Source organism: Sulfurovum aggregans, assembly GCF_055385215.1.
The window spans coordinates 401,620-419,079 of sequence record NZ_AP042387.1 but is presented as its reverse complement, the minus strand read 5'-3'; the positions used below and the strand labels follow the sequence as shown (position 1 = coordinate 419,079).

Below are 17,460 nucleotides of genomic sequence, written 5' to 3'. Positions count from 1 at the left end.
TAATCTAATCTTACCTATAATAGACTCAATGGATACTAAAGAATTTATATCGTATGAAGACCGGGAGCAGTATATTAAGCTTGTGTCGAGTGGGGAGTGGACACTCAAAACCGTACCACAGATAGAAAAAACTTTACAGCAATTTTCTTTTAATAAAAAAATTATTTGGGATGTCTCTGAAGTAACAAGTTTTGACAGTGCCGGCATTTTGCTGTTCATAGAATATTATGAATATTTTCAACGGACAGCAGAACTGGAAGTGATCGGTTATAATGCAGATCAAAAAGAGATGTATGACCTGTTAAAAAAGAGCACTAAAAAAGTTATTCCCTCCAGAAAAGACGGATTTCTGGAAAATCTTGGGAGAGATACACTGGAAGTGTATGATGACCTGAAAGACTTTGTTACTTTTTTAGGCCAGCTTTTTGTTACGATGTTTCATACACTTATAAGTCCAAAAAATATACGTTTTAAAGAGATGGTCTATCATATCCATCAGTCAGGGTTTAATGCACTTATTATCATAGGACTCACCTCTTTCCTGGTGGGAATGGTCATTGCCTATCAGGGTTCTGTGCAATTGGCAAAGTTCGGTGCGGATATTTTCATTGTTGATACAGTGGGCATTTCTATAGTGAGAGAACTTGGACCTATGATCACGGCTATTGTCATTGCAGGACGCAGCGGTTCGGCATATACTGCAGAGATAGGTGCTATGAAGATCACCGAAGAGATAGCTGCTATGCGGACTATGGGGTTCGATCCTTATAATTTTTTGGTTCTGCCGCGGATCTTTGCACTGATGATTGCTCTCCCCTTGCTTATCTTTTTTGCCGATCTTATCGGTATACTCGGCGGTATGGTTGCTTCAGGTATGCAGTTAGGTATTTCATTCAGTCAATTTACAGACAGACTTTATGAGGTTTTGGAAGTCAAACACTATATTCTGGGGATGATAAAAGGTCCTGTATTTGCTTTCGTTATCGCTGCAGTAGGATGTTTTAGAGGTTTTCAGGTTTCAGATAACACAGAAAGTATCGGACTTCATACCACTGCCAGTGTAGTGAACTCTATCTTTTTAGTCATTGCTTTTGATGCACTCTTCTCAGTGATCTATACGGAGTTAGATATATGAGTATGCAAAAAATGCCTATCCAAGCTCCTGTTATAGAGGTAAAAGATATTGTTACGCGATTTGGAGAGCGTACCATTCATGATGGTGTCTCTTTGCATGTAGATAAAAATGAGATTTACGGAATTTTGGGAGAGAGTGGTTCCGGAAAATCTGTACTTATGAAAGAGATGATCATGCTTTTGGAACCTAATGCCGGAGAGATGACCATCTTAGGTCATAAACTTAGCAGTATAGGTTTCAAAGAAGCACAAGCCTTACGGAGAGAGTGGGGGGTATTGTTTCAGTTTGGTGCACTTTATTCCTCTATGACTATCGCAGAGAACATAGAGGTACAACTTAAAGAATACACTGATATCTCAAAAGAGATGCGTGATAAGCTTGTACGCTCCAAGATAGACCTGGTAGGACTTGCTAGCCATGTAGGAGCACTTTATCCTTCAGAGCTTAGTGGAGGGATGATTAAAAGGGCTGCACTGGCACGTGCTTTGGTGATGGAGCCCAAGCTGCTTTTTTTGGATGAACCCACTTCCGGGCTAGACCCTGTCGGTGCACGAAATTTTGATAAACTCATTGTTGATCTGCGTGATATGTTAGGTATTACTGTTCTGATGATCACCCATGACCTGGACAGCATTTTCAGTATCGTGGACAGGATGGCTGTTCTGGCAGATAAGCATGTGGTGGCAGAAGGTTCTTTGGAAAATGTGTTACAATCACAGCATCCTTTTGTTGAAGAATTTTTTAAAAATGAGTATACGAAACAAAAGTATTTGGATAAGGTAGGGGTTAATAGGGTGAAACATGTATAGTAGAGTCAATTATACGATTGTAGGGATTTTTGTATTGTTATTTGGTGCAGGATTGATATGGTTTGCATTTTGGCTTGCCAAGTATGGGATACACCGTGAGTTTGATACCTATAAACTTTTTATGACGGAATCTGTTGCCGGTCTTTCCAAAGATTCAGTGGTTAAACTGCGAGGTGTAGATATAGGACGTGTAAGTGAGATACGTATTGACCCCAAAAACATAGAACGTATTGAAATCTTTCTCAAGATCAAAAGAGGCATTCCTATCAAAGAAGATATGGTGGCACATACCCAGATGCTTGGAATTACAGGGCTTTTATCTATAGAGATTGATGGAGGAAGCAATAGTGCGAAAACATTGGAACCTACGAAAGAGCATATTCCTGTTATTCCTACTGCACCTTCATGGTTTATGAAAACGGCAAAGGGCATAGGAGGGCTTGCTGAACGGCTTAATGTTCTGTTGGAAAAAAGTCAAAAACTTTTCAATGATAAAAATATTGAGACCATTGGTAAAATACTTGATAATACAGAAGTACTTACAGCCAAAGGAAAAGAGGTGGAGCAAAAAGCCATTGTCTCACTTGAAGAAGTGGATATGACACTGAGAGAGTTCAGGAGTTCTATGTTAAATCTGACCAAAAGATTCGAGGAAGCGACGAAAGATTTTGAGTATATGAGAAAAGACTTTGGGGATATCAAAAAAGTAACGGTTCCTACTGTTGAAAAGCTTATGCAGACAGTAAGGAATTTCAACCGTGTTACACTCAAAGTAGAAAAAAGTCTGGACAGAGGGGACTATAATGTTAAAAAGATCTTTGAGCCATTACTTGTGGACATAGGTATCGTATCCAATCAGATCAATGATCTCGCAAGAGAATTTGAACAAAGTCCAAGTGATGTATTGTTCAAATCAAGAAGAAAAAGACAAGGACCGGGAGAATGAAGAAGTATTTAATTGTCGCAAGTATATTTATACTGACTGCATGCAGTCTGAAAGAGGTACCGCCATTAAAAATATATACATTCGGTGCAGAGGGTATTACACCGGTTTCTTATAGTAAATACCGGAATAAAACACTGAAAGTCTCATTCCCTCAAACACTGAAAGAGAAGATCTCCGATAAAATGAATTATTCATACAGTGCCAGTGAACAGGGAGTGTATCAAAACTCCCAATGGTCGAATAATATCGGTAAACTTTTGCAAGGCAATATTATCCAGTGTCTGGACCAAAGCAGACTTTTCAAGGCAGTGCTCCCTTATGAATCGACAGCCGGAGAAGACCTTAGACTTGAGAGCAGTATCTTTGACTTTTCCCATCATGTAAGAGGCGATGCCTCTTATGCCATAATTTCCATACAGTTCAGTCTCATAAATACAGATACGGGAAGGCTCATAAAAACCAAAAGGTTCAGTTATAAAGAAGATACAACAACTACTAATGCCAAAGGGTATGTAGAAGCAACCAATAGGGCGATGGCCAGGTTGAGTAGAGACTTGGTGGGGTGGTTGCGTTAAAACTCCCCAAGCAGAACAGTTTTCTCTTCCTTGCTCTCCAGATCCTTCACCCAAACCGTACCGTTTTTCAGTTCATCTTCACCTATGAGAACAGCATAGCGTGCATTTACTTTGTCTGCACCTTTCATGTGGCTTTTGAAACCTTTAGAACTGTACTCTAGAGTTACTTTCTGCTCTAAGCGTTTGCGTGTTGCCAGCGGGAAGAGGACTTCTACGGCTTCTGGGGTCATAGCACCCATATAGATGCCTTCTCTTTTAGTTTCCGGCATCTGCACAAGTTCCATGATACGTTCAATTCCTATGGCAAAACCTACAGCTGGTGTTGGTTTACCGTCCAGGAACTCTACGAGCCTGTCGTAGCGTCCGCCGCCAGCGATGGCTGATTGTGCACCTATCTCGTTGCTGACGAACTCAAAGGCTGTCTTGCCGTAGTAGTCCAGTCCTCTGACAAGATTTGTATCTATGTTGTAGTTGATACCTGCTTTGTCCAATAGGGCAGTAAGTTTATTGAAGTCCGGATCACACTCTTCGCAAAGGTAGTTGATGAGTTTTGGTGACTCTACCAGGAGTGACTGGCATTTTCCATTTTTGCAGTCAAGTACACGGATAGGATTCGTACCGATTCGACGATTACAATCTTCACAAAGTTCCTCTTTGATGTTAGTTAACGATTGTACAAGATTCTCTTTGTATATGGGCATACATACTTTGCATCCGAGTGAGTTGATCTGAAGGTCAAAACCTATACCCAACTCATTGAAAATTTGGCTTATCATGGTGATGATAGTAAAGTCTTCATAAACAGAAGCTTCACCGAAACTTTCACAACCAAACTGGTGAAACTCTCTTAGACGACCTTTCTGCGGTCTTTCGTAACGAAACATTGGTCCATAGTAGTAAAACTTTTGCTTCACAGGCTGACGGTCAAGTTTGGCAGAGATGAAAGCACGTACTACACCGGCAGTACCCTCTGGACGCATACAGACATCATTACCCCCTTTGTCCTCAAATTGATACATCTCTTTACCTACAATGTCGGAACTCTCACCTACAGAACGTTTAAAGAGTGCAGTCTCCTCAAGTATAGGAGTTTCTATGTAATTATAGCCGTACTTTTTGGCGATGTTTGTAGCCGTGTTGATAATATGTGTAAAACGTTGGCTCTCTTCAAAAGTGAGGTCTTTCATGCCTCTGAGTGGGTTGATCATTTTTGTTCCTTGTATTATCAAAGGTGCGTTGGCGAACGCACCTTGAGGGGATATTGTGTAGGGTGTGTTTGCCAACACACCAATAAATTACGCAATTATACCTTCAAGTAGGTTAGTATCGTTTGATGAATACTTTCGATATCGTCTGCAGCATCTATAAAAAGATGAGGGATACCGAGTTTAAGTATGCTTTGCTTCATATGTTCCTGTACTTTGAGCAAATATTCCAAACCGCGTAATTCTATGCCGTCAAGACTCTTTTGGGAGGTTCTTTCCTGAAGTGTCTCCATGTCGGTCAAGAATAGAATAACTCTATCAGGAAAATGATCTTCAAGTGCAAACTTATTGAGTTTTACAAGTTCGTCAAAGTCAAAATCACCATTGGCCAGTGCATAACCTATACCGGAGAGAAACCCTCTGTCTGAGATGACCAATTTATGTTTATTGGGTTTAATGACTTCCTGGTAGTGTTCGGCCCTGTCTGCCAGGAAAAGAAGGAGTTCGGCTCTTTTGGAGGCAAGAGAATCCGATAAGAGTATTTCTCTTGCTTTTATGCCGAATTTCGTACCACCAGGCTCTTTGGTAATGATGATCTCAGGATGTTTTTGTGACAAAAGTTCTATTTGAGTACTTTTTCCGCAAGTGTCGATACCTTCAAATAAAATATACATTATTTTCTATACTCCAGTATCATTTTATGGGTTGACTCAGCTAAAAGATGGTCTACTTTTCCATTAAAGTGCAGGATCGAACGTACTACAGATGAACTTACAAAAGCATGTTCAAGACTTGGCATGAGGTAAATAGTCTCTAACTCTTTTTTAAGAGAAGCATTGGCATACCCCATCTGTAATTCATATTCAAAGTCACTTACTGCTCTAAGGCCTCTTATGATGATATTGGCTTGAAGGTCATCAGAAAGATTGACCAGAAGATTATCAAATCCTATTACTTTGATCTTGGGGAAATCTTTCGTAGCAGCCTGTACCATCTGTATGCGTTGCTCAAGGTTAAACATAGGTTTTTTTGCTTCGGAAGCTGCTACGGCCACGATGATCTCATCAAACATATGACAAGCTCTTTTGATGATGTCTAAATGACCGTTGGTTATAGGGTCAAATGTTCCTGGATAGATCGCTCTTCTCATAAAAAACTCCGTTGAAGTTTTTTAGTGAATAGTGAATAGTGCATAGTAAATAGTGATTGTAGGTATTGCTTTGCAATATTTTTATTAATTTCCAGTATGTTGTTCATGTGTTCTCAACGCTCAACGCTTAACGCTCAACGCTATCCCTCCCATCTCTCATAAAGATTATTTTCAATACCCAGTACATCATACCACTTCCCGATGATAAACTTCTCCATCTCTTCAAGTGAGCTTGATTCAGAGTAGTACCCCATCACCGGCGGTGCTATGATAACCCCTAAAGTAGCTAACTTTTGCATGTTTTCCAAAGCGATGGCAGAAAAAGGCAACTCTCTGGGTGCAAGAAGTAATTTCTTTTGCTCTTTAAGTGCAACAGCTGCAACACGTGTAACCAGGTTGTCACTGATACCGCATGCCACCTTTGCCAAAGTATTCATACTACAAGGGATAATGGCTGTTGCATCAATCCTAAATGAACCGCTTGAGACAGATGCTGCAATATTTTCAGAACTATGTAATGTTACTTTTTTGTTCTCAAAAGACTCAACGGTGAGGGCATTGTCTGAAACGACTACATGTGCTTCGATGTGCTCAGGTAAATAGTCCACAAACTTCTTGCCTAATTGAACACCGCTTGCACCGGTAATTGCTACTACGAGTTTCATATATACCCTTGATTTTATATATTCGCCATCCCCGTGCTTATACCTAAAAATATACATTTCGGGGATCCATAGTTTGAGCCATATGTAACTTCTGGATTCCAGGGTCAAGCCCGAGAATGACGGAGCTTTTTTAATTTAATAAGGATTATAGCAAAAGAAAATTAGTTTTTGGATTTTATGATTGATTGTAAGCGTGTGAAAATAATGGAGCGGGCGAACGGGATCGAACCGTCGACCCTAACCTTGGCAAGGTTATGCTCTACCGCTGAGCTACGCCCGCAACATTGTAAAAGTGGAGCGGGAAACGAGACTCGAACTCGCGACCCTCAGCTTGGAAGGCTGACGCTCTAGCCAACTGAGCTATTCCCGCATAAATTTAACATCGAAGTTAAAGTGGTACCGCAGGTCGGATTCGAACCGACACGCCCGAAGGCAGAAGATTTTGAGTCTACCAAGTCTACCAGTTCCATCACTGCGGCATCTGTTACAAATTCAATATGAAAATGTAGATGGAATTCTACTCTTAGAGAGCTTAAATCAGGTTTAGTAAAGTAGATAAAGTATAAAAAAATGACAATATGACAGTTTTTAATAGCTCACTAAACTTTATACGTTATAATATCTTCATTAATTAATATCAAGGTCATGTTTTTGAAAATTACGATTATTATCACAGCTATACTTTTTATCTACGGTGCCTTTTCAACACTATTCCATGAGACTGCTTTGGTAGGGAATATTGGAAAGATAGTAGGCGATACGAATCTACATCTTTTTGGGTACTTTGCCTATGTCAATATCTTGGTTCTTTTTTACCCGCTTTATAAACTCTATACCAATGCCTCTGTACGAAAAGATATTGACTTCTATTTGGGGTGGATACTCTTTTTCATCGCACTCATCATCTTTGAATCTTTGGTGCTTGAACTTAAAAATGCAGGTTTCATCGGTACTCAGATAGTTGAGTTTCTACAGCCACTCATAGGAAAAGCCGGACTCTGGCTGTTTTGGTTGATGATCATGGCACTCTCGCTGGTTTTTATACTTGATGATGATTTCTCTCCTAAAGACTTAAAGATAAAAGGCTTTAGCTTGGCACCACTTACTACAGGGGTGAGAAAATTCTTTGCCGGTGTAAGATCTGTTTTGAAAAAGATATTTACCAACCCTTTCTCCTCTCCTGCATTGGAAGATGAAATGATGCCTATACTTGAAACATCAGATGAAAAACCTAAGAGAAGACGGACAGTTAAAAAGCCGGCAGTAAAAAAAGCAACAAGTGGAAAATCCCTGCCCAAGCCTGAAGAGAAAAACATCATTGATGTCAGTGAAAAGATGGATGATCCCGTGCTCAATGAGATCTTGGAACTTGAACATGAATATGAAGAGACACTTGAGTCTCATAAAAAGTCTTCAAAATCCAGCAGTACTTCAGGTGTTGAGATCGTAGAAGAGTTGGAAGAGAACTCCAAACTGTTAGATCAGATAGAGAGAGGAAAGGTGGCAAAGCCAAAGAACTTTAAGCTGCCGAAACTTGACTTCTTGCAAAAAGCACCAAAAACAACTAAAAAAGTCAATGAAGCAGAGATTGACAGAAAGATAGAAGAGTTACTTACTAAATTACAACAATTCAAAGTTGATGGTGATGTAGTGCGTACTTACAGCGGGCCACTTGTTACGACTTTTGAGTTTAAGCCGGCACCCAATGTAAAAGTCTCTAAAATTTTAGGTTTGCAAGATGATCTTGCTATGGCACTGAGTGCAGAGACCATACGTATTCAGGCACCTATTCCGGGACGTGATGTTGTAGGAATAGAGATACCCAATGAAAAGATAGATACGATCTACCTGCGTGAAATTTTAGAGAGTAATCTCTTTAAAGAGTCCAGTTCCCCACTGACTGTGGCATTAGGAAAGGACATCGTGGGCAATCCGTTCATTACAGATATCAAAAAGCTTCCTCATCTACTTATAGCCGGTACCACAGGTTCCGGTAAATCTGTAGGGATCAATGCGATGATACTTTCGCTTCTGTACAGAAATGACCCAGACCAACTTAAGTTGATGCTTATTGATCCTAAGATGCTGGAGTTTTCTATCTACAATGATATTCCACACCTGCTTACACCAGTGATCATCGAAGCCAAAAAGGCAATCGCAGCATTGGCAAATATGGTGCATGAAATGGAGCGTCGTTATAAACTGATGGCGGATAACCGTACGAAGAATATAGATAATTATAATGAAAAAGTTAAAAAAGACGGTTCTGCCGAGCCATTCCCTTTTATCGTTATTATCATCGATGAACTTGCTGACCTTATGATGAACGGGGGTAAAGAGGTAGAGTATTCTATTGCCAGACTGGCACAGATGGCAAGGGCAAGCGGTATTCACCTCATTGTGGCAACGCAAAGACCAAGTGTGGATGTTGTGACAGGGCTTATTAAAGCGAACTTGCCCTCAAGACTGAGTTACAGGGTAGGGCAGCGTATCGATTCCAAGGTCATCTTGGATGCGATGGGTGCCGAGAGTCTACTTGGCCGGGGAGACGGTCTGTTTACACCTCCCGGAGCAACTGGACTGGTAAGACTTCATGCCCCTTGGAATACAGAAGAGGAGGTAGAAGAGATAGTAGAGTATCTGAAAGCACAACGTGAGCCGGAGTATGACGAAAGTTACTTGGTGGCCGGTGGTGCCAATGCCTCTGAAGGTGCTAGTGCGGAAGTAGATCTGGATCCACTTTATGAAGAGGCAAAATCCGTAGTACTTACGGACCAAAAAACCTCTATCTCTTACTTGCAACGAAAGTTACAGATAGGGTATAATAGATCGGCAAATATCATAGAACAGCTTGAAGCAAAAGGTGTATTGAGCGCACCGAATGCAAAAGGCAACAGAGAGATCTTATAAGGAGACAGAATGGCGTATTTTTCAAAAGCGAAAAAAGGTGATAAAGTCTATGGACTTATTTTTGGAAAAGGAAAAATAGTAAATGTTTTTCCTGATAGTTTTTACTCTATTATGGTCGAGTTCAACAATGGCTATGAAGTACCTTATACAGATGAAGGTATACCCGGATGGGGTAACTTCAAGAAACAAACGATGTTCTATAGAGATGATGTTGATCTTTCCAAGGAGGATTTTTCTCCTGTAAAAAAAGTACTTTCTGTTAAAAAGATCATTAAATGCAGAGAGAAAAGCAGATTGGAAGTGCGAATGCCTTCCGGTATATGGAAAAATGTGAATAAAGCAGATCCGGAATATGTAGAGAAACTACTCAAAAAAGAGCAGTATCATCTTTTTAGGAAAAAAGACAAATAGTGTATGGGTAAGAAATTACCCATTTCTTTGTAACTATCCGATACATCTATCTTATCTCAAGTATTTCCTCTTCTTATTCAAAGTAGCTTAAACATCTAATTCGCTAGAATTAATTCACAAATTATAAACTAACAGGAGACCAAATATGGCCTTAATCGAAGAATATAAAGCACATACTGAAGAGAGAGCAAAGCTTGGTGTACCGCCATTGGCATTGACAACAGAACAAGTTGCAGAGCTTGTAGAACTATTGAAAGCAGATCCGATCATTGAGGAGGCATACCTTCTGGATCTGTTGAAAAACCATGTACCTGCCGGTGTTGATGATGCTGCATATGTAAAAGCAGCATTTTTAAATGCTATTGTTGTAGGTGATGCACACTGTAAAGCACTTACGAAAGTGGATGCTGTCAAGATCCTTGGAAGTATGCTGGGCGGATTCAATGTCGGTCCACTTGTTGAAGCACTTAAATCAGAGCATGTAGAAGTGGCACAGGCGGCTGCAGATGAACTTAAGAATACTATTTTGGTTTATGATGCCTTTAATGATGTAAAAGATCTTATGGATGAAGGAAACTCTTTCGCAAAAGAAGTGGTAGAGTCCTGGGCAAACGCCGAGTGGTTCACAAACAAACCTGAACTTGAAAAAGAGATCACAGTTACTGTATATAAAGTACCGGGTGAGACAAATACAGATGACCTTTCTCCTGCATCTGAAGCATTTACAAGAGCAGATATACCGCTTCATGCAAATTCTTTCCTTGTGAACAGAATGGACAAACCTCTTGAGACTATGGCAGAGCTTAAGAAAAAAGGTCACCCTTTAGCTTATGTCGGTGATGTTGTAGGTACAGGTTCTTCCAGAAAATCAGGTATCAACTCTGTACAGTGGCATATGGGTAGAGATATCCCTGGTATCCCTGGCAAGAGAACAGGTGGTGTGGTTATCGGTGATATTATCGCTCCGATCTTCTTCAACACGGCAGAAGATAGTGGATGTCTTCCTATCCAGGCACCGGTAGCAGAACTTGAAACCGGTGATGTGATCACGATCAAACCATTTGATGGCGTGATAGAGAAAGAGGGTAAAGTGGTAAGTGAGTTTACACTTGAGCCAAATACACTTCCGGATGAGATGAGAGCAGGGGGGCGTATCCCGCTTATCATCGGTAAAGGGTTGACTGCTAAAGCCAGAGAAGCACTTGGATTGGATGCAGGAAATATCTTTATGACTCCATCACAACCAGCTGACAACGGTAAAGGCTTTACCCTTGCGCAAAAAATGGTAGGTAAAGCATGTGGTATTGAAGGTGTGAAGCCAGGTGTGTACTGTGAGCCTATCGCAACAACTGTTGGTTCTCAAGATACAACAGGTCCTATGACAAGAGACGAGATCAAAGAATTGGCAGCACTCAGCTTTGGTGCAGACTTTGTACTTCAGTCATTCTGTCATACTGCTGCGTATCCTAAACCGGCAGACATCAACTTACAACATACACTTCCAAAATTCTGGACGGAAAGAAAAGGGTTTATCCTTAGACCGGGTGATGGTGTTATCCACTCATGGTTGAACAGAATGTGTCTCCCGGATACTGTAGGTACAGGCGGAGATAGCCATACAAGATTCCCTATTGGTATCTCATTCCCGGCAGGTTCAGGCCTTGTGGCATTCGCAGCAGTTACAGGTATGATGCCACTTACTATGCCAGAGTCAGTTCTTGTAAGATTTAAAGGTGAAATGCAACCGGGTATCACGTTACGTGACCTTGTAAATGCTATCCCTCATCAGGCGATCAAAGATGGTCTTTTGACAGTTGAGAAAAAAGGTAAGAAGAATATCTTTGCAGGACGTGTACTTGAGATCGAAGGTCTTGAACAGCTTAAGTGTGAGCAGGCGTTTGAGCTCTCTGATGCATCTGCAGAGCGTTCAGCAGCCGCATGTACAGTTAAACTTGACAAAGAGCCTATTATTGAGTATCTTGAGTCTAATATTGTTCTTATCGAAGAGCTTATTGCTCAAGGATATGAAGACAAAGCGACACTTCAAAGACGTGCTGACAAAATGAAAGCATGGATCGCAAATCCGGAACTTCTGGAAGCAGACAGTGATGCAGAGTATGCAGCAGTGATCGAGATAGATCTTAACGAGATCAAAGAGCCGATTCTTGCTTGTCCAAACGATCCGGATGATGTTAAAACATTGACAGAGATCCATGAATCTGGACTAAGAACAGAGATCGATGAAGTATTTGTCGGTTCTTGTATGACAAACATCGGTCTATTCAGAGCTCTTGGTGAAGTTCTTAAAGGTGAAGGACAGGTTCCTACGAAACTATGGATATGTCCTCCGACAAAAATGGATGAGAAGACACTGATCGAAGAAGGGTACTACTCTATCTTTGGTCAAGCAGGTGCAAGAACTGAGATCCCCGGCTGTTCACTCTGTATGGGTAACCAGGCACAAGTTGGTCGAGGTGCCTATGTGTTCTCTACATCTACAAGAAACTTTGACAACAGACTTGGTAAAGATTCTCAAGTTTATCTTGGTTCTGCGGAGCTTGCAGCAGTGGTTGCTCTTAAAGGTAAGTTACCGACAGCAGCTGAGTATATGGAGATCGTACCAAACAAGATCAAGCCGGAGATGACAGATGAAGTTTATAGATATTTGAACTTTAACAAAGTATCTAAAGAAGATCTTGAAGCAATGGTAGAGTAGTTTTACTCTCCATTTTCTAAGGCAGATAAAATATCTGCCTTCTTTATTACATTTAGACTTTCATATGCTACAATTCAGCAAAAATCTCTTTAAAATGATCAGGGATGCGAGAAGGTTTTCCTTTATCGATATAAACTAATACAACCTCCATAGAAAAGATTTTCTCTTCACCTTTAAATATCTCTTGTAGCAATATCATCGAACTGTTTTTTAATGTTAAGATCTTGGAAGTCACTTCCAGCATATCACCTAAAGTAGAAGTAGCTAAAAAACTTGCTCTGATATCCCGTACTACAAATCCATTATGATTACCTTCCCCGGGCATCATTCCTCTTTTAAAAAAAATTTCGGAACGTGCTCTTTCACAGTACTTAATATAATTTGTATGATAGACGATACCCCCTGCATCGGTATCTTCGTAATAGACTCGTATTTTCACTTTCAAACCTCCGGTATTTTGACAACCTGATGATATTTGCACCTTTGCTTATGGTCTGTGATGCGGAATATATCCAAGATTATACATGACTCGTGCTTTGATCCCAGTCTTTTTGAGGTTTCCAAGAAGAAGTTAAGTTTTAACAAGTTTTGAGGGTATAATGGTAATTGAATTAAAAGGTATGAAGGAATTATGTGACACAAAATTAAAAATTTGGGTCTCCTAATCGTCATGATATTTATTTGCAGCCGATGACAGCTCAACGATTTTTATAAAAAAAGCTATCAAAAAAAGAAAAAGATCTTTTAAAAGTGGCTTCTAACTACTAATGTAATACCATATCAATAACCTAGAAAGAAAGAATAAACATAGATGCAAAAACTAACCCTTACACAACTGGAACGACACCTTTTTGCTGCGGCTGACATCTTGCGGGGTAAGATGGAAGCGAGTGAATTTAAAGAGTATATTTTTGGGATGTTGTTTTTGAAACGTCTCTCAGACCAGTATGATGTGGAGTATGAAAAAGTACGCCAGGGGTTTGAGAAAGATGGGCATGATGAGGAGACTATTGAGATACTTATGGCTTCACATGCCTTTGCTTTCAATGTACCCGATGAGGCTAAGTGGAGTGCCTTGCGTCACTTGAAGAAAAACATCGGAGAAAAACTCAATATTGCTATGGCTGCCATAGAAGAAGCCAATCTCTCTTCTTTGGAGGGGGTACTCAAGCATATAGACTTTAACAAAAAAGTGGGTAACTCCAAGATATCTGATGCAAAACTGCAACAGCTCATCCAGCATTTTGACAAACTTCGTCTAAGAGATGAAGATTTTGAGTTCCCGGACCTTCTGGGTGCTGCGTATGAGTATCTCATCAAATACTTTGCAGACAGTGCAGGGAAAAAGGCAGGAGAGTTCTATACGCCAACAGGTGTGGTAACACTCTTAACCAAGATACTGGACCCCAAGCCTGGGATGAGCATCTATGACCCTACAGTGGGAAGTGGTGGTATGCTAATCCAGGCAAAGGAGCACATCAAAGAGATCTATGACTCTACAGACTTTTCACTCAATGGGCAAGATGCCATAGCGAGTACCTGGGCGATGTGTAAGATGAATATGATCTTGCACGGTGTAGCAGATGCAGATATCAAAAATGAAGATACTCTGGAAAAGCCTCTACATACCAAAAATGGACAGCTCCAACAGTTTGACAGGGTGATAGCCAATCCTCCATTTTCTCAGAACTATAAAAAGTCTGAGATCACCTTCAAAGAGCGTTTTAGCCACTTCATGCCTGAGTCTGGGAAAAAGGCTGACTATATGTTTGTACAGCATATGATTGCCTCACTTAAAAGTGACGGCAAAATGGGTGTTGTTATGCCTCATGGTGTACTTTTTTGAGGGAGTGTAGAAGGGGAATTTAGAAAACATCTCATCAAAGAGAGAAAGATACTTGAAGCAGTCATTGGTTTACCTGCTGGACTCTTTTATGGTACGGGGATCCCTGCGGCTCTGCTCATCATCAACAAAGCGAAAAAAGATGACAAAGTATTTTTTATCAATGCAGATAGAGAGTACCAAGAGAGTAAAAACCAAAACCATCTTCGTGCGGAAGATATAGAGAAGATAAACTTTGTCTATCATAACATGCTGGAGATACCTGCTTACTCTCGTTTAGTGACACTCAAAGAGATAGAAGCAGAAGACTTTAACCTGAACATCCGTCGTTATGTTGACAATACACCACCACCTGAGCCACATGATGTCAAAGCTCACATTCACGGAGGCGTGCCAAAGGTTGAGTGGAACAGTAAGCTGATGGACAGCTATGCTTTGGCTCCAGAGATTGTATTTGAAGAAAAAGATGAGAACTATTACGCTTTTATAGATGCAATAACAGAAAAATCACAGATCCGTGAAGTGCTGGAAGGCTCTGAGAACTTTCAAAAGACAGATGCGATGGTACAGGAGATTATCTCTAACTGGTATGAAGTGTACCAGAGCCTCATAGATGATGAGAGTAAAGATATTGCGATGCTCTATAAAGATGGCTATGCACTAATGGAAAAGGCTTTTGAAGCTCAGGAGTACCCTGTAGTTGACCGTTTCAAGATACGGGGTATCTTTGCTTCATGGTGGGTAAAAAACAAATTTACCCTCAAGTCGATCAAAAGCAGTGGGTATCACTACAATCTTCTTAGTGATGCGTATCTTGCAGGTAGTCAGTTTTTTACAGAGCAACTTGATGATGAGCAGAAGGCTTTAGTCCAAAAGCTCACAGAGCTACTCAAAAAACTCAAATCTGCCAAAGAAGAGAGTGATAAAGCAGTGCTTCGTGACAAAATTTCTGATAACAAAGCAGAGCTTTTTGAACGTGTTGATGATGTAAAAGCTTTGGTAGCAGATATGCTCAAAAGCGATGCCCTTAACTTTGGTGAGCGTTATCTTGGTGAAAAGAAACAAGCCATCATCGCAGACATAGAGAAACTTTGGAATAAATACCATGTAAGTCTCAGCGAGATAGAGAAAGAGCGAGATGAAGCGACCAAAGCCATCAAAGGCTTTTTGACGGAGCTTGGGTATCAATGAGTGAAGTGATGAATGTGCCTGAGGGGTGGGAAGTTAAGAACTTTTCAGAATTAGCTAAAGTAAATATGGGGCAATCACCAGATTCTGCATATGTGAATGAGAATCAAGAAGGAATGGCTTTTCTTCAAGGTAATGCTGATTTTGGTGAAAAAAATCCTAGAGAATGTTATTGGGTTACTGAGCCAAAAAAAGTATCTAAGCAAGGCGACATCCTGATAAGTGTTCGTGCTCCAGTTGGAGATATGAATATTGCAGATAAAGAATATTGCATAGGTAGAGGATTAGCATCATTAACAGTTAATAAAATCGATCCTTCTTATGGCTTCTATGTTTTATTTAAAGAAAAAAGGCAACTAGATAGATTGTCACAAGGAAGTACATTTTTGGCTGTAGGTAAAAATGATTTTGATGTTATAAAAATTAAATATCCTATTGATACTAAAGAACAGCAAAAAATCGCCAAAATCCTATCCACCCTCGATCAAGCCATCGAAGCCACACAAAAGCTCATAGCAAAAGAGAGAAATATCAAAAAAGGTTTGATGCACGACCTGCTTACCAACGGCATCGACCAAAACGGAAAGATCCGTAGCCCCCAAACACATAAGTATAAAGAGAGTGAACTTGGGTTGATTCCTGAGGGGTGGGAGGTGAGTTGTTTAGGGAATATTAGTAGAACTTTTGCTGGTGGAACTCCTAATCGTGATGAAGAATCATATTATGGTGGAGATATTCCTTGGGTTAAATCTGGAGAAGTTAATCAAACCAGAATAAACAAAACAGAAGAGTCTATTACAAATGAAGGTCTTATTAATTCAAGTGCAAAGTTAATAAAGAATAATACAATACTTATAGCTATGTATGGTGCTACAGCTGGACAAGTAGCCATTCTAGATATTGATGCAACTTCAAATCAAGCAGTTTTGGCTGTTCCATTAATGAAAGAAGATATGTACTATATTCTATATAGTATAAATTTCCATATGCCTAAACTTCTTTTTCAAGCACAGGGTTCAGGGCAACCAAATTTAAGTAAACAACTTGTAGATAATTTAAAGTTTTTATTAGCACCATTAGAAGAACAACAAAAAATAGCCAATATTCTGATAGCTCAAGGCAAAAAAATAGAAACAGAAGAAAAAAATCTTGCTAAACTCAAAGAGTTGAAAAAAGGGTTGATGGATGATCTGCTTAGTGGAAAGGTTAGGGTTAAAGTCTAAGGATTAAGAAATCATTTCTTGGTATTTAAACTTTTGAGGTACTCAGCTAACTTCTCCATCTGTGTTGTAGGATTGTCAGTACCATTTCTTTTAGCAGTTTCATTTGCCCTTTTTGCATTTGCTACAGCCATTTCAAGCCCAGACTTTATAATGGGCAGCATTATGGCTTTATCTCCTTTTTCATAATCTTCAATGAATACTTTTAAATCATTTTTGATCAAATCCATACATGGACTATCTCCGCTTGTGCCGAAAAGTTTTGTTGTATAGTTGAAATGTAAAAGTATCCAGTACTCAAAACATGGATTTGACACAATTGCATGGAGTTTAGTATCTTTGTTTCTGTATCCGTCTATTTGTGATATTGCTGTATCAAAATCAGCATGTCGATCCCTGTCTATCACACAAAATACATGATCGTACGGATCTTTGATACTTTCTTTTATCAATTCTTTTGCATATTTTACTACGCTTGTAGGGCTTGAGTCACTGTTTGGATCTATCTTGATATTTGTTTGAGATAGCTTTAAATGATCTCTTAATGCTATTAAATAATGAGGTTCCGTTTTTTCTCCCTCTGAGACAATAAGCACTTTATCATAAGGTTCTCTACTCTCTTTGGCTCTTTGAAGCTGTTTTAGTTTTGTAGCTTTACGCTTAGAAAAAAGATCATCTGTACCCATG

General features: G+C 39.9%; 14 protein-coding genes, 3 tRNA genes and 1 pseudogene. 9 read left to right on the top strand and 9 right to left on the bottom strand.

The window, feature by feature from the left end; translation table 11 throughout:
• Window positions 1-28 precede the first annotated feature (28 nt).
• Genes ACZ48W_RS01965 through ACZ48W_RS01950 form a run of 4 tightly spaced genes read left to right on the top strand, consistent with a single transcriptional unit; the run spans window position 29 to window position 3,465 of the window.
• Window positions 29-1,135, top strand: a complete 1,107-nt coding sequence (locus tag ACZ48W_RS01965) for an MlaE family lipid ABC transporter permease subunit (RefSeq protein WP_464829319.1) — start codon at window positions 29-31, stop codon at window positions 1,133-1,135.
• A complete protein-coding gene (locus ACZ48W_RS01960) occupies window positions 1,132-1,944 on the top strand; it encodes an ABC transporter ATP-binding protein (RefSeq protein WP_464829317.1) in 813 nt (270 codons plus the stop codon). Before ACZ48W_RS01965 ends, ACZ48W_RS01960 begins: the two co-directional genes overlap by 4 nt.
• Window positions 1,937-2,890 (top strand): MlaD family protein, encoded by a 954-nt coding sequence (locus tag ACZ48W_RS01955; protein WP_464829314.1) that lies wholly within the window; start codon window positions 1,937-1,939, stop codon window positions 2,888-2,890. Before ACZ48W_RS01960 ends, ACZ48W_RS01955 begins: the two co-directional genes overlap by 8 nt.
• Window positions 2,887-3,465: an ABC-type transport auxiliary lipoprotein family protein gene (locus tag ACZ48W_RS01950; RefSeq protein ID WP_464829310.1), complete on the top strand. Its 579-nt coding sequence runs from the start codon at window positions 2,887-2,889 to the stop codon at window positions 3,463-3,465. The genes ACZ48W_RS01955 and ACZ48W_RS01950 overlap by 4 nt, the downstream gene beginning before the upstream one ends.
• On the opposite strand, the gene hisS is transcribed toward ACZ48W_RS01950, so the two are convergent.
• From hisS to ACZ48W_RS01915, 7 genes are all read right to left on the bottom strand, one after another.
• Window positions 3,462-4,673: a histidine--tRNA ligase gene (gene hisS / locus ACZ48W_RS01945; RefSeq protein ID WP_464829307.1), complete on the bottom strand. Its 1,212-nt coding sequence runs from the start codon at window positions 4,671-4,673 to the stop codon at window positions 3,462-3,464. The two genes, ACZ48W_RS01950 and hisS, sit on opposite strands and share 4 nt — an antisense overlap.
• Window positions 4,674-4,768: 95 nt before the next feature.
• Window positions 4,769-5,344 carry a dTMP kinase gene (gene tmk, locus ACZ48W_RS01940; protein ID WP_464829305.1) on the bottom strand — a complete coding sequence of 192 codons (576 nt, stop codon included), beginning with the start codon at window positions 5,342-5,344 and terminating at the stop codon, window positions 4,769-4,771.
• Window positions 5,344-5,820, bottom strand: a complete 477-nt coding sequence (gene coaD, locus ACZ48W_RS01935) for a pantetheine-phosphate adenylyltransferase (RefSeq protein ID WP_464829303.1) — start codon at window positions 5,818-5,820, stop codon at window positions 5,344-5,346. The genes tmk and coaD overlap by 1 nt, the downstream gene beginning before the upstream one ends.
• A gap of 140 nt (window positions 5,821-5,960) precedes the next feature.
• On the bottom strand, window positions 5,961-6,485 hold the full coding sequence (locus ACZ48W_RS01930; RefSeq protein ID WP_464829300.1) for a UbiX family flavin prenyltransferase: 525 nt from the start codon (window positions 6,483-6,485) through the stop codon (window positions 5,961-5,963).
• Window positions 6,486-6,690: 205 nt separating this feature from the next.
• Window positions 6,691-6,765: transfer RNA gene (locus tag ACZ48W_RS01925), tRNA-Gly, on the bottom strand.
• Between the two features lie 13 nt (window positions 6,766-6,778).
• Window positions 6,779-6,855, bottom strand: a tRNA-Gly gene (locus ACZ48W_RS01920).
• 24 nt (window positions 6,856-6,879) lie between these two features.
• Window positions 6,880-6,964 (bottom strand) — tRNA-Leu (locus tag ACZ48W_RS01915).
• A 172-nt stretch (window positions 6,965-7,136) separates the two neighbouring features.
• On the opposite strand from ACZ48W_RS01915, the gene ACZ48W_RS01910 reads away from it, so the two are divergent.
• From ACZ48W_RS01910 to ACZ48W_RS01900, 3 genes are all read left to right on the top strand, one after another.
• Window positions 7,137-9,395 (top strand): FtsK/SpoIIIE family DNA translocase, encoded by a 2,259-nt coding sequence (locus tag ACZ48W_RS01910; RefSeq protein ID WP_464829298.1) that lies wholly within the window; start codon window positions 7,137-7,139, stop codon window positions 9,393-9,395.
• Window positions 9,396-9,404: 9 nt separating this feature from the next.
• Window positions 9,405-9,806 carry a hypothetical protein gene (locus ACZ48W_RS01905; protein WP_464829296.1) on the top strand — a complete coding sequence of 134 codons (402 nt, stop codon included), beginning with the start codon at window positions 9,405-9,407 and terminating at the stop codon, window positions 9,804-9,806.
• A 145-nt stretch (window positions 9,807-9,951) separates the two neighbouring features.
• Window positions 9,952-12,522: a bifunctional aconitate hydratase 2/2-methylisocitrate dehydratase gene (locus ACZ48W_RS01900; RefSeq protein ID WP_464829293.1), complete on the top strand. Its 2,571-nt coding sequence runs from the start codon at window positions 9,952-9,954 to the stop codon at window positions 12,520-12,522.
• 67 nt (window positions 12,523-12,589) lie between these two features.
• Here the strand turns inward: ACZ48W_RS01900 and ACZ48W_RS01895 are convergent, their stop codons facing one another.
• Window positions 12,590-12,961: a YbgC/FadM family acyl-CoA thioesterase gene (locus tag ACZ48W_RS01895; RefSeq protein WP_464829291.1), complete on the bottom strand. Its 372-nt coding sequence runs from the start codon at window positions 12,959-12,961 to the stop codon at window positions 12,590-12,592.
• A 372-nt stretch (window positions 12,962-13,333) separates the two neighbouring features.
• On the opposite strand from ACZ48W_RS01895, the pseudogene ACZ48W_RS01890 reads away from it, so the two are divergent.
• Together ACZ48W_RS01890 and ACZ48W_RS01885 are read left to right on the top strand one after the other, a co-directional pair.
• Window positions 13,334-15,556 (top strand): annotated as a pseudogene (locus tag ACZ48W_RS01890) (type I restriction-modification system subunit M).
• Entirely contained in the window at window positions 15,553-16,776 is a 1,224-nt protein-coding gene (locus ACZ48W_RS01885; RefSeq protein ID WP_464829288.1) for a restriction endonuclease subunit S, read from the top strand. Before ACZ48W_RS01890 ends, ACZ48W_RS01885 begins: the two are co-directional and overlap by 4 nt.
• An 11-nt stretch (window positions 16,777-16,787) precedes the next feature.
• Here the strand turns inward: ACZ48W_RS01885 and ACZ48W_RS01880 are convergent, their stop codons facing one another.
• A complete protein-coding gene (locus ACZ48W_RS01880) occupies window positions 16,788-17,459 on the bottom strand; it encodes an RloB family protein (RefSeq protein ID WP_464829286.1) in 672 nt (223 codons plus the stop codon).
• Window position 17,460 lies beyond the last annotated feature (1 nt).